Raw genomic sequence first — 13,436 nt, forward strand, 5'->3', positions numbered from 1 at the left:
CCGCCAGTCGGCCCCGGGTTCAATGCGCCGGAACAGGCCTTCCGTCCACCATCTGCTCACCGGGATAGAGGACCACGATCCGACGTGCGCCGTGGGCCTCCTTGGCCATCCACTCACGGACAAATTTCTCGATTTCCACGCGGCCTTCTCGCATGCCGACGTCGCGGTTTCGTGGCTCGTTCCCGCGCACCACGAGGGCAAGTCCGAGCGAACGATTGAGTTGTTCGAGGTTCGCTGCCTTGTCGAATCTGGCCCAACCGCTCCTTGTCTTTCGCTCGGTCTCGCCATGGTAGATGGCCACAGGTTCCGCCAATTCGACGGGCCCTGTCCGCACCACGCATTGCGTGTCCCCGCACTGGATCGGCCAACGCTTTTGCAGCCGCACCTGGTACTGGTACTTAGCTGCAGTCCTGACCTCTGAGACCGTCTCACCAAAGGGGAGTGGCACCTTCACCGTCCCGAGTGGAACCTTCAGTTCGAGCTCAGACGGACTTCGCTTCTCGAAGGTCTCGTACGCCTTTACCCACGCGATGGTGAGAACACCTCCATTGGTAGGGATGAACTCTGGAGGCCGCTCGTTGATTGCCAAGCCAGCGCGCGGCTTAGCAGGTGTCAGCCAGCCGGAACTGTAGGCATGCCATACGCCTACCGCCGCCAACGCTGACGCGAGAACGGCACCCGCGCCGATATGAACGTTGAACTGCAAGACGACTCCGAGCGATGGATACGAGGGTGAAGCTTCAAGAATAAGGACCTTCAGTGGGGTCCGCCACCCCCCCCTTTTTTGTGTTGCTTTGCAGGTCCTGTTGCTTTCTGCTGAACGCTTCGTGGTCGACAAGAGCGAGCGGCTGGAGCTCATTTCTTTCGGACCTCGGCGGCCAGTCGACCAGCCTTGCTCGCCAAGGCCTTCGACGCAGCGCTGATAACGCGGTGCGAGGGTGATGGCGTACCGGCATCTTGTTGGAGCAGCGATGCGGGGCGCGACAGAAGCAGGGCCAGTGCGGCGCGCAGCTGGACCCTTTGGGCACATGGGAGACGGTACCCCGCGCCTGCCAGTCGCACGGCTTCATCGACGGAGGTGACCTCGGGGGTTCCAAGCCGTGCTCGTCCGCGTGACGCGTGTGGTGCAGGTAGATGAGGGTCGTGTCCGTCTTCCGCTTGGTGGAGTACTTCGACAACAGTGGCGCCCATGCCTTGGAGGTCCGGAAGTGGCCTTCGCACTTATTCCATACGCGGTTGTGGGCGACCAGGTAGTTCTCCCACGCGCGTGCCGCGCCGCTCGTACCTTGGGCAACCAACAACTCTCCTAACGCGTCACGAAGCCGTTCGAGGGCGTACACGGGCGCGGGCGGGGGCGTGGTGTCGATTTGGCCGAGAAGGGTAAGGCTCGGCACCCTCCCCCGCCTCGATTCACGGCGCTGAAACCGTTCCCAAGTACCTGACGCATTCAGGTGCAGTTGCCATCGGTGCCTTTACGCACCTCTCGGCGAAGTCGTCAGCGGCCTTCCAGAGCGCTGGATTGCTCCCGAGCGGCATCTGCCCCTCTTGGCCCTTGTTGAATGCCCAGAAGTACTTGACGCTGTCCGGCACGCCCTGCACCAGGTCGAAGTCGTAGTAGTCCTCTGGCTTCGTGCTGGGGCGGTAGCGGTACCCAAGTCGCTGTCCGGCCGTCCGTTTCGGATGCAGGTCCTCGACAGCGTACGGACCGTTGATCAGGGTCCGCACGAGCTGGTCCATCGCCACTGTCAGCGCCTTCTCTCTCACTGCGACCATGTCGAGGACAGCGAGCGGGGCGCCGTCTTTCGGGTTGCCGTTGCCCGGGGGCGTGGTCGGCGGCTTTGCGTTCGGCTGGTTCAAGGTGCGCTCCTTCAGATCGACACCAACCCGGTGCCTGGGGAACGCCTTCTTACTGCCGCGATGACAGACGGGTCCATGGGCAAGATGTCCCGGGACCTGTTCGAGTTGTCAGGGGCTAACGTGTTTCGAACCACGCGCGCTGCTACGCGACAGTGTCTCGAACTGTCTGAGCGTGGGGGAACTGCGTGGGGGAAACCCCCGTCACCTACGTTGCGTAAGTGGCTGATTCCAAAGGGAATCTGGGCTCAGAAAACTACTGGCGGAAGGGGCGGGATTCGAACCCGCGGTGGGGTATTAGCCCACACACGCTTTCCAGGCGTGCGACTTAAACCGCTCATCCACCCTTCCGCGAAGCTGCGCATTGTACCCGCGCGCGTTACGCGACACGGGCGCGGCGAGACTCCTGCGGGTTCGTGATCATCTGCAGCAGCAGGCTGACGTCGGCGGGCTTGACCATGTGGAAGTCGAACCCGGCCTGCGCGGACCGTGAACGGCTCTCGGCTTCGCCGTAGCCGGTCAGGGCGATCAGCAACGCGTCGCGCGACGACGCCTGGCTGCGCAGCTGGTGCGCGACCTCGAAGCCGTTCATGCCGGGCAGGCCGATGTCCAGCAGCACCACGTCGGGCCGGAAGTCCTCGGCGATCTTCAGCGCGGCGATGCCCTCGTTGGCGACCTGCACCTCGAACCCTTCCATCTCGAGCAAGGTCATCAGCGTCTCCGCCGAGGCCATCAGGTCGTCGACGACCAGGATGCGCGACGGCCGCTTGCCGGCGGCAGCGCTGCGCGTGGCGATCACGGGTGGCGGAGCCGATTGGGCGGGCTCGACATCGCGTTGCGCCGGCAAGGTGATGCTGAGGGCGGTGCCTTGGCCCAACCCGTCGCTGTGCGCCTCGACGTGGCCGCCGTGCAACTCGACGAGGTGCTTCACCAGCGTCAGGCCGATGCCCAGGCCGCCCTGCGAGCGGTCCAGCGACTGGTCCGCCTGCGCGAACAGGTCGAAGATGTGCGGCAGGAACGCCGGGTCGATGCCGGCGCCCTGGTCGCGCACGCTGATCACCGCGCGGTGGCCGTCGAAGGTGGCACGCAGCTCGATCTGCGCACCGGGCGGCGAGAACTTGGACGCGTTGTTCAGCAGGTTGGAGAGCACCTGCGCCAGCCGCACCGGATCGCCCTCCACCACCACAGGCTCCGGCGGCAGCTCGATGCGCATGCGCTGGTTGCGCGCCTCCAGCTTGGGCTGCACCGCCTCGGCCGACCGCTCCACGATGGAGGCGACCGACAGCCGCTCCGGCTTGACCACCACCTTGCCCTGCACGATGCGCGAGACGTCCAGCAGGTCGTCGATGAGGCGCGCCATGTGGTCGGCCTGCCGGCTGATGACGTCGCGGGCCCAGGTCATCGTGTCCGTGGGCACGTTGGTGCCTTGCATGATGTGCACGGCGTTGCGGATCGGTGCCAGCGGGTTGCGCAGTTCGTGCGCCAGCATGGCGAGGAACTCGTTCTTGCGGCGGTCCGCCTCCTGCACGGCGGTGTACAGGCGGGCGTTTTCCATCGCGATGGACGCGCGGCTGGCGAACTCGCGCACCAGCGCCGCCTGCCCCGCATCGAAGCGGCCCGCATCGCCCAGGACGGCCAGCGCGCCGCGGGCCTCGTCGCCCACCATCAGCGGGCAGATCGCCGCCGCGCGGTCCCCTTCCCGCCAGAGGCGGAACTGGCGGTGGCGGATGGCGTCGTCCGCGGCCGTGCGCAACTCGGGGCCGAACGCTTCCGGATCGTCGGACCGCGTCGGCGGATGCATCTCGAGCCGGCGCACTCCGCCCTCGCGATCGGCGAGGCCGAGGATGGCTCGGTCGCCCAGCATCGGGACGCACAGCTCCAGGACGGTGGCGATGGTCTCGTCGAGGTGCAGCGACTTCGACAGCACGCGGCTGGCCTCGGCCAGGAAGTCGGCGCGGTGGATCGCCTGTTCGGCGGCGGTGCGCGCCGCCTCCGACCGGGCCAGCGCCTCGCGCTCCGCGGCGCGCAGCTGCAGCTGCCGGTTCATCCGGTACAGCTCGACGAACACGCGCACCTTGGAGCGCAGCACCTCCGGCACCACGGGCGACGGGATGTAGTCGACCGCGCCCAGGGCGTAGCCGCGCTTGGCCTGCAGTTCGTCGACGTAGGCCGTGATGAAGACGATGGGCGTCTGCGCGGACTTCTTGTAGTGGCGGATCAGGCTGGCCGTCTCGAGCCCGTCGATGTCGGGCATGTTGACGTCCAGCAGGATCACCGCGAACTCCATCTCGAGGATGTAGCGCAGGGCTTCCTTGCCCGACCTGGCGCTGACGATGTTCTCGCCGAGCTCGTCCAGGATCGTGCGGAAGACGACGTGCTTCTCCTGGAGGTCGTCGACGACCAGGATGTTGGCCTTTTCGCGGTCGGGCGCGGCGGCCTGGGTGGCGGGTGCGGGTACGGTCACTGGTGCAGCCAAGCCCTCAGCACGGTCAGCAGGTCCTGCGTGTTCACGGGCTTGGACAGGTAGTCCCACGCGCCGGCCTCGATGCATTTCTCGCGGTCGCCCTTCATGGCCTTGGCGGTCACCGCGATCATCGGCAGGTTCTTGCCCTGCGGCAGCTTGCGGATTTCCTTCATCGTGGCCATGCCGTCCATCTCCGGCATCATGATGTCCATCAACACGATCTCGATCTGGGGGTCGTTGGCGACGCGGCTGATCGCCTCCCGCCCATTGTCCGCCCAGACGATGTCCATCTGGTGCTCCTCGAGCACGGTGGCCAGCGCGAAGATGTTGCGCATGTCGTCGTCGACGATCAGCACGCGCCGGCCCGCCAGCGGCTTGGCCGACGAGACCGTCTCCTCGACCACGTCGCGGCGCGCATCCGGCAGCGCCGACACGTTGCGGTGCAGGGCCAGCAGCGCCGCATCGTACAGGTGCGGCACGCTGTGAACCTCGCGCACGGTGACCAGGTCGTCCGAGTGCCAAGCGAAGTGGTTGCCCTCGCCGACGGCCGTGCGGTACACGAGCAACGGCAGCGGGCCGAAGCTCGCCTGTGCGCCCAGCGCCTGGCGCACCTGGGCGGTGTCCAGCTTGCCGATGGCGTCGTCGAGCACGACGCAGTCGAAGCGCGTGGCATCCAGCGCGCGGGCGAACTCGTCCGCGTTGCCCGCCTCCACCACCGTGACGTCCTCGTCCTGCAGCAGGCCGATCAGGCGGCCGCGCGTTTCGGGCTCCTTCAGGGCCACCAGCACGTTGCGCTGGCGGCGCGAGGCGTAGGCCCGGATCTTCTCGAGCATCGCGTCCAGGTGGTCCTTGGACTGGATCGGCTTCTCGAGGAAGGCGATCGCGCCGCCGCGGAACGCGCGGTCCTTGGAATCGTCGGTCGAGATCACGCAGACCGGGATGTGGCGGGCCACGAAGTCCTGCTTCAGGCGATCGAGCACGCGCCAGCCGTCCATGTCCGGCAGGTACATGTCCAGCGTGATCGCGGCGATGCGGTACTGGTTGACGAACGTCAGGGCGCCGGCGCCCAGCGAGGTCACCAGGCCCTTGAAGCCCATCTGCCGCGCGGCATCGAGCAGGAAGCGCGCGAAGGCCAGGTCGTTCTCGACGATCAGCAGGACGAGGTCGCCCTCCTGGATGCTGTGGCGGTCGTCGTCGGCCTCGTTGCGCGCCAGCAGCGAGGTGTCGGTGGCGTCTTCGACCTCCTGCTCGTGCACTTCGGGCGCGGGCTTGGCGGGCGGCGGCAGGCGGCGTGCCAGCGGCGGCAGGGTCGGCTCGGCGTTGCGGGCATCGGCGAGCGAACTCGTGCGGCGCGTGCTGCGCGTCGACGGGTAGTGCACCGGCAGGTACAGCGTGAACGTGGAGCCCTGCCCCGGTGCGCTGACCAGCCGGATCTCGCCGCCCAGCAATTTCGAAAGTTCGCGGCTGATGGCCAGGCCCAGGCCCGTGCCGCCGTACTTGCGGCTGGTGGAGCCGTCGGCCTGCTGGAACGCCTCGAAGATGATCTGCTGCTTGTCGCTGGAAATGCCGATGCCGGTATCCGACACGGCGAAGGCGATCACCTGGTGCGCCCGGTTCAGCTCCTCGTGGTCGGAGCTCCAGCCGGTGAGGACGTCCTCGATCGACAGCGTCACGCTGCCCTGGTGCGTGAACTTGAACGCGTTCGAGAGCAGGTTCTTCAGGATCTGCTGCAGGCGCTTGGCGTCCGTCACCATCGAGGCGGGCAGCTGCAGGCCGTTGTGGATGACGAAGTCCACCGTCTTGGCCTCGGCCACGTGGCGGAACGTGCGTTCCACGTACAGCTGCAGGTCCGACAGGCGCAGCTCGCTGACGTCGACGGCCACCGTGCCGGACTCGATCTTGGACAGGTCCAGGATGTCGTTGATCAGCATCAACAGGTCGTTGCCGGACGAGTGGATCGTCTTGGCGAACTCGACCTGCTTGGTCGTGAGGTTGCCCTCGGGGTTCTTGGACAGCTGGTCGGACAGGATCAGCAGCGAGTTCAGCGGCGTGCGCAGTTCGTGCGACATGTTGGCCAGGAACTCGGACTTGTACTTGGACGTCAGCGCCAGCTGCTTGGCCTTTTCCTCCAGCGCCTGGCGGGCCTGTTCCACTTCCTCGTTCTTGCGCTCCACCTCCTGGTTCTGGTGGGCCAGCAGGCGGGCCTTCTCCTGCAGTTCCTCGTTGGTCTGCTGCAGTTCCTGCTGCCGGCTCTGCAACTCCTGCGCGAGCGACTGCGACTGCGTCAGCAGGTCCTCGGTCCGCATGTTGGCCTCGATCGTGTTGATCACGATGCCGATCGATTCCGTGAGCTGGTCCAGGAACTGCTGGTGGGTCGGGTTGAAGCGCTCCAGCGACGCCAGTTCGACGACGCCGCGGACCTGCCCTTCGAAGATGATGGGCAGCACCAGCACGTTCATCGGCGACATGCTGGTCAGCCCGGACGCGATGCGCACGCTCTCCGGGATGCTGGATGTCACCAGGACCTTCTTGCGGTCGAACGCGCACTGGCCCACCAGGCCTTCGCCGAGGTCGACCTCCTTGCCGTACGAGCCGTGGCCGTCCGACGCGTAGCTGGCCATCAGGCGCAGCTTGGGCTGGTCCTGGGTGTAGCGCAGCACGTAGAACTCGGCCTGCTGCGCGCCCACCACGGGCGCGAGCTCGGACAGGATCAGGTGGCCCACCGCGACGAGGTCGCGCTGGCCCTGCAGCATCCGCGAGAACTTCGCCAGGTTGGTCTTCAGCCAGTCCTGCTCGGTGTTCAGCTGCGTGGTGTCCTTCAGGTTCCGGATCATCTCGTTGATCGTGTCCTTCAGGGCGGCGACCTCGCCTTGCGCCTCCACCGTGATGGACCGCGTCAGGTCACCCTGCGTCACCGCGGTCGCCACCTCGGCGATGGCACGCACCTGGGTCGTCAAGTTGGCGGCCAGCTGGTTCACGTTCTCCGTCAGGCCCTTCCAGGTGCCCGACGCGCCCGGCACCTTGGCCTGGCCGCCCAGCTTGCCTTCCACGCCCACCTCGCGCGCCACGGTCGTCACCTGGTCGGCGAACGTGGCCAGCGTGTCGGTCATGGAGTTGATCGTCTCGGCCAGCGCGGCGATCTCGCCCTTGGCCTCCACGGTCAGCTTCTGGCGCAGGTCGCCGTTGGCCACCGCGGTCACCACCTTGGCGATGCCTCGCACCTGCGACGTCAGGTTGCCGGCCATGAAGTTCACGTTGTCCGTGAGGTCCTTCCACGTGCCGGCGACGCCCTTCACCTGCGCCTGGCCGCCGAGGCGGCCCTCGGTACCCACCTCGCGCGCCACGCGCGTCACTTCCGACGCGAACGAGGAGAGCTGGTCCACCATCGTGTTGATCGTGTTCTTCAGCTCCAGGATCTCGCCCTTCACGTCCACCGTGATCTTTTTGGAGAGGTCACCGGCGGCCACGGCCTTGGTCACGTCCGCGATGTTGCGGACCTGGCCCGTGAGGTTGGACGCCATGAAGTTCACGTTGTCCGTGAGGTCCTTCCACGTGCCGGACACGCCCTGCACGTCGGCCTGGCCGCCCAGCTTGCCTTCGGTGCCCACCTCGCGCGCCACGCGCGTCACTTCGGCGGCGAAGGACCGCAGCTGGTCCACCATTGTGTTGATCACGTCCTTGATCTGCAGGATCTCGCCGCGCACGTCCACGGTGATCTTCTGCGTCAGGTCGCCCATGGCGATGGCCGTGGCCACCTTGGACACGTCGCGCAACTGCACCGTCAGGTTGGACGCCATCGAGTTCACCGACTCGGTCAGGTCCTTCCACGTGCCGGCCACGCCCTGCACGTCGGCCTGGCCGCCCAGCTTGCCTTCGGTGCCCACCTCGCGGGCCACGCGCGTCACTTCCACGGCGAACGACGACAGCTGGTCCACCATGGTGTTGATCACGTTCTTGATCTGCAGGATCTCGCCCCGCACGTCCACCGTGATCTTCTGCGTCAGGTCGCCCATGGCGATGGCGGTTGCCACCTTCGACACGTCGCGCAGCTGCACCGTGAGGTTGGACGCCATCGAGTTCACCGACTCGGTCAGGTCCTTCCACGTGCCGGCCACGCCCTGCACGTCGGCCTGGCCGCCCAGCTTGCCTTCGGTGCCCACTTCCCGCGCCACCCGCGTCACTTCGGCGGCGAACGATCGCAGCTGGTCCACCATCGTGTTGATGGTGTTCTTCAGTTCCAGGATCTCGCCCTTCACGTCCACCGTGATCTTCTTGGACAGGTCGCCCGCCGCCACGGCTTTCGTGACGTCGGCGATGTTCCGCACCTGGGCCGTCAGGTTGCCGGCCATGAAGTTCACGTTGTCCGTGAGGTCCTTCCACGTGCCGGCCACGCCCTTCACGTCGGCCTGGCCGCCCAGCTTGCCTTCGGTACCCACTTCGCGCGCCACGCGCGTCACTTCCGAAGCGAACGAGGACAGCTGGTCCACCATCGTGTTGATGGTGTTCTTCAGTTCGAGAATCTCGCCCTTCACGTCCACGGTGATCTTCTTGGACAGGTCACCGGTCGCCACCGCCTTGGTCACGTCGGCGATGTTCCGCACCTGGGCCGTCAAGTTGCCGGCCATGGAGTTCACGGAGTCGGTCAGGTCCTTCCACGTGCCGGCTACGCCCTGCACGTCCGCTTGACCACCGAGCTTGCCTTCGGTCCCGACCTCCCGCGCCACCCGAGTCACTTCGGAGGCGAACGATCGCAGCTGGTCCACCATCGTGTTGATGGTGTTCTTCAGCTCCAGGATCTCGCCCTTCACGTCCACCGTGATCTTCTTGGACAGGTCACCGGCGGCCACGGCCGTCGTCACCTCCGCGATGTTGCGCACCTGCGCCGTGAGGTTCGACGCCATGAAGTTCACGGAGTCGGTCAGGTCCTTCCACGTGCCGGCCACGCCCTGCACGTCGGCCTGGCCACCCAGCTTGCCTTCGGTCCCGACCTCCCGCGCCACCCGCGTCACTTCCGAAGCGAACGAGGACAGCTGGTCCACCATCGTGTTGATGGTGTTCTTCAGTTCCAGGATCTCGCCCTTCACGTCCACCGTGATCTTCTTGGACAGGTCACCGGCCGCCACGGCCTTCGTCACGTCGGCGATGTTCCGCACCTGGGCCGTCAGGTTGCCGGCCATGAAGTTCACGTTATCGGTCAGGTCCTTCCACGTGCCGGCCACGCCCTGCACGTCGGCCTGGCCGCCCAGCTTGCCTTCGGTGCCCACTTCGCGCGCCACGCGCGTCACTTCGGAGGCGAACGATCGCAGCTGGTCCACCATGGTGTTGATGGTGTTCTTCAGCTCCAGGATTTCGCCCTTCACGTCCACCGTGATCTTCTTGGACAGGTCGCCCGCGGCCACGGCGGTCGTCACCTCGGCGATGTTCCGCACCTGGGCCGTCAGGTTGCCGGCCATGGAGTTCACGGAGTCGGTCAGGTCCTTCCACGTGCCGGCGACGCCCTTCACGTCGGCCTGGCCGCCCAGCTTGCCTTCCGTGCCCACCTCGCGCGCCACGCGCGTCACTTCCGAAGCGAACGAACGGAGCTGGTCCACCATGGTGTTGATGGTGTTCTTCAGCTCCAGGATCTCGCCCTTCACGTCCACCGTGATCTTCTTGGACAGGTCACCAGCCGCCACGGCCTTCGTCACGTCGGCGATGTTCCGCACCTGGGCCGTGAGGTTGCCGGCCATCGAGTTCACCGACTCGGTCAGGTCCTTCCACGTGCCGGCCACGCCCTGCACGTCGGCCTGGCCACCCAGCTTGCCTTCGGTGCCCACCTCGCGCGCCACGCGCGTCACTTCCGAAGCGAACGAGGACAGCTGGTCCACCATCGTGTTGATGGTGTTCTTCAGTTCCAGGATCTCGCCCTTCACGTCCACCGTGATCTTCTTGGACAGGTCACCGGCCGCCACGGCGGTCGTCACCTCGGCGATGTTCCGCACCTGCGACGTCAGGTTCGACGCCATGAAGTTCACGGAATCGGTCAGGTCCTTCCACGTGCCGGCCACGCCCTGCACGTCGGCCTGGCCGCCCAGCTTGCCTTCCGTGCCCACCTCGCGCGCCACGCGCGTCACCTCGGCGGCGAAGGTCCCCAGCTGCTGCACCATCTTGTTGATGATCATGGCGGTGCGCAGGAACTCGCCCTCGAGCGGGCGGCCATCCGCTTCCAGCGCCATCGACTTGGAGAGGTCGCCCTGCGCCACCGCGCCGATCACGCGCGCCACTTCGGACGTCGGGTGCACCAGGTCGCCGATCAGCGAGTTGATGGCGTCGGCGGACTCGCGCCAGAAGCCGGCGGCGTTCGGAACCTGCGCCCGCTCCTTCAGCTTGCCCTCCTTGCCGACCACGCGCGAGAGGCGCGCCAGTTCCTGCGAGATGCGGACGTTCTCGGCGACGACGTCGTTGAAGACGTCGGCCACCTTGCCGAAGATGCCGGGCCAGTCGGCCGGCAGTTGCGCCTTGGCGCTCCCGCGCTTGAGGTCCGCCAGGGCCTTGAACAGGGCGCGGTTGTTCTCCGAGCTCATCTCGAGCTCGTCGACCAGCAGGTTCACGCAGGCGACGTTGTCCTGCCAGAAGCCGGTGAGCTTGTCGTCGACCACGCGCCGGCTCGCCTTGCCGCCCAGGCGCGAGATGGTCTCCACCGACTTCAGCTTGTGCGCGGTGCGCGCGGTCTGGGCGCTCAACTCGTTGAATTCGGCCGCGATCTTGCCGTGGATGCCTTCCCAGTCGGTCGGCAACGTGACGCCGCCCTCGCCGCGGCGGTAGGCCGCGAGGGCCTTCAACACCTGCCGCAATTCACCGTCGCGCTGCTCTGCGATCGGGAGCTTCGCCACCACTTCCATTTGTACGTCCCCCAAAGTCGTCGCCCGGCGTACGACCGGGCGGGGGCCGAGCGTATTCGCTGGGGACGGATGAGGCAATCCGCCGCTCCTGCGGATGGCCTGCAAACCCAGTGCTGGCGCGGCTTGTAGGTGCGCGCCTACAGGAAAAAAGCCGAGGAGCCTACAGGGAGCGGAGTGGCGAAAACACCGCGTGCGCCCATGAAAAAAGGCCGCCCCGCGGCGGCCTTTCCGACGGGCCGGGGACCTCGTCAGTGCACCACGGCGATCTCGCTGCGCTGGCCACCCTTGTAGGTGTAGAGCGTCAGCGCGCCATTCTTGATGTCGCCCTTGTCGTCGAAGCTGATGTTGCCGGTGACGCCCTTGTAGTTGGCCGTCTTGGCCAGCGCCGGCAGGTACTTGGCCGGCTCGGCCGAGCCCGCCTTGACCATCGCGGCAACCATCACGTTGACCGCGTCGTAGACGTACGGCGCGTACACCTGCACGTCGGCATTGAAGCGCTTCTTGAACTTGGCGCGGAACTCGTCCATGCCCTTCTTCTCGCCGGGGCCGACGCCGCCTGCTTCGGCGCACACCACGTTGCCGTCGGGCATGCTGCCGGCAGCCAGCTTGGGCAGCTCGGTCGTGCAGATGCCGTCGCCGCCCATGAACTTGGCGTTCACGCCGAGCGACTTCATCTGGCGCATCATCGGGCCAGCCACCGCGTCCATGCCGCCGAAGAACAGCAGGTCCGGCTTGCGGCTCTTGGTGAGGGTCAGGATGGATGTGAAATCGGTGGACTTGTCGGTAGTGAACTCGTGGCCGACGATCTTCGCGCCGGCGGCCTTGGCGGCCTTCTCGAATTCCTCGGCGACGCCCTGCCCGTACGGCGTGCGGTCGTCGATCACCGCGATCGACTTGCCCTTGAGGTCCTTCACCGCGTAGCGGCCCAGCGTGCCGCCCAGGTGCACGTCATCGGCAACGACGCGGAAGGCCGTCTTGAAGCCCTGGCGCGTGTACTTCGGGTTGGTGGCCGACGGCGAGATCTGCGGGATGCCGGCTTCGTTGTAGATGCGAGAGGCGGGGATCGTCGTGCCCGAGTTCAGGTGGCCGATGACGCCGTTGACCTTCTGGTCCGCGAGCTTCTGCGCGGCGGCGACGCCCTGCTTCGGGTCGGCCGCGTCGTCCTCGGCGAGCAGCTCGAACTTGGCCTTCTTGCCACCGATGGTCACGCCCTTCGCGTTGAGTTCCTCGATCGCCATGCGGGCACCGTTCTCGTTGTCGCGGCCCAGGTGCGCGATGGCCCCGGACGTAGGGGCCACGTGGCCGATCTTGACGACGAGTTCCTGGGCGGACACCGTGCCCCAGGCGGCCGCGGTCGCGGCGAGGATGGCGACCTTGTGGTTCAAACGCATAGCACCTCCGATATGGAATGTTGCGAGCCCTTGGCTCGACGGCGGGGACCATATCGCAATTTCCGGACCCGAACCATAGGGACTAGCGCGCCTGCGACGCGCGACCGGCCGGATGGCTCAGCGGGGCGGCGCGCCGCCCGTGCGCGATGGATCGAGTTCCTCGGCCAAAGCCTCGGACACCGCCGTCGCGACGACGGCCTCGATCTCCTCCCGCAATGCCGGCGCGAGCTGGCGGCTGTGCTCGAGCACCACGCTGGCGATCGCCTCGCGCAGGCGACGGTCCAGCGTGAGGTCGATGCGCTGCATGATGCGGTGGACCAGCTGCTCTTCGGCGAGGCGGTCGACGGTGCCCGAAGCCGCACCGGTGCGCACGACTTCGGTGAGCGTGGGCACGTAGCGGGGCGGTTGGCGCTGTGTCACGACGCTGCCTCCGCGAGGTCATGGCGCTTGAGCGCGTAGCCGCGGCTGGCGTAGTGCTTCCAGCGGGCACGGCCAAGCTGCAGGTCCTCGCCATCATTGCCCACCACTTCGATCAGGCGTTCGAAACGCTCGAAGCCCTCGGGGATGGCAGCGCCGAGATTCACCAGCACGTCGTGGTGCGGCACCTGCTCGAGCCCGTCCGCCAGCACCACCGGCGTGCGCGCGGCCATGGGGCTGGTGGCGCCATGGCAGTGCGGCACGAAGTCGAGCGCACTGAAGGTCCACAGCGACACGTCCAGGTCGCGCAGCAGGGCCGGGTCACCGGTGACGATGACCTGCGTGCCCTGGTTCCAGGCCTTGCGCAGGAGGCGGCAGGCGTAGCCCACCTTGTCCGGCGCATGGACGTGGAACGTGATCTCGGTCATG

At 66.7% G+C, this 13,436-nt stretch carries 7 protein-coding genes and 1 tRNA gene; all 8 read right to left on the reverse strand.

All coding sequences use genetic code 11. From position 1 onward, the window contains the following. Positions 1-19: 19 nt before the first annotated feature. The 8 genes from I8E28_RS12620 to I8E28_RS12655 all read right to left on the reverse strand — a co-directional run bounded on the left by I8E28_RS12620 (position 20) and on the right by I8E28_RS12655 (position 13,435). On the reverse strand, positions 20-706 hold the full coding sequence (locus I8E28_RS12620; RefSeq protein WP_200788405.1) for a hypothetical protein: 687 nt from the start codon (positions 704-706) through the stop codon (positions 20-22). Between the two features lie 704 nt (positions 707-1,410). Beyond that, complete coding sequence (locus tag I8E28_RS12625; protein WP_200788406.1) at positions 1,411-1,857, reverse strand: hypothetical protein; 447 nt, start codon at positions 1,855-1,857, stop codon at positions 1,411-1,413. Between the two features lie 257 nt (positions 1,858-2,114). After that, positions 2,115-2,205 (reverse strand) — tRNA-Ser (locus I8E28_RS12630). A 28-nt stretch (positions 2,206-2,233) separates the two neighbouring features. Beyond that, positions 2,234-4,330 carry a hybrid sensor histidine kinase/response regulator gene (locus I8E28_RS12635; protein ID WP_239027226.1) on the reverse strand — a complete coding sequence of 699 codons (2,097 nt, stop codon included), beginning with the start codon at positions 4,328-4,330 and terminating at the stop codon, positions 2,234-2,236. Continuing rightward, positions 4,315-10,881 (reverse strand): HAMP domain-containing protein, encoded by a 6,567-nt coding sequence (locus tag I8E28_RS12640; protein WP_420850241.1) that lies wholly within the window; start codon positions 10,879-10,881, stop codon positions 4,315-4,317. Before I8E28_RS12640 ends, I8E28_RS12635 begins: the two co-directional genes overlap by 16 nt. 566 nt (positions 10,882-11,447) lie before the next feature. After that, complete coding sequence (locus I8E28_RS12645) at positions 11,448-12,590, reverse strand: branched-chain amino acid ABC transporter substrate-binding protein (RefSeq protein WP_200788409.1); 1,143 nt, start codon at positions 12,588-12,590, stop codon at positions 11,448-11,450. A 117-nt stretch (positions 12,591-12,707) separates the two neighbouring features. Beyond that, the gene (locus tag I8E28_RS12650; RefSeq protein WP_200788410.1) at positions 12,708-13,010 is read right to left on the reverse strand and encodes a hypothetical protein; all 303 of its coding nucleotides are present in this window, start codon (positions 13,008-13,010) and stop codon (positions 12,708-12,710) included. Further along, entirely contained in the window at positions 13,007-13,435 is a 429-nt protein-coding gene (locus I8E28_RS12655; RefSeq protein ID WP_200788411.1) for a DNA polymerase III subunit chi, read from the reverse strand. Before I8E28_RS12655 ends, I8E28_RS12650 begins: the two co-directional genes overlap by 4 nt. Between the last annotated feature and the right edge of the window lies 1 nt (position 13,436).

It is taken from the genome of Ramlibacter algicola, assembly GCF_016641735.1.
Lineage (GTDB): Bacteria > Pseudomonadota > Gammaproteobacteria > Burkholderiales > Burkholderiaceae_C > Ramlibacter > Ramlibacter algicola.

Excerpts from the sequence above, each read along its gene's own strand:
- I8E28_RS12640 (WP_420850241.1), bottom strand. The coding sequence starts at position 10,881 with ATGAGCTCGGAGAACAACCGCGCCCTGTTCAAGGCCCTGGCGGACCTC.
- I8E28_RS12645 (WP_200788409.1), bottom strand. The coding sequence starts at position 12,590 with ATGCGTTTGAACCACAAGGTCGCCATCCTCGCCGCGACCGCGGCCGCC.
- I8E28_RS12655 (WP_200788411.1), bottom strand. The coding sequence starts at position 13,435 with ATGACCGAGATCACGTTCCACGTCCATGCGCCGGACAAGGTGGGCTAC.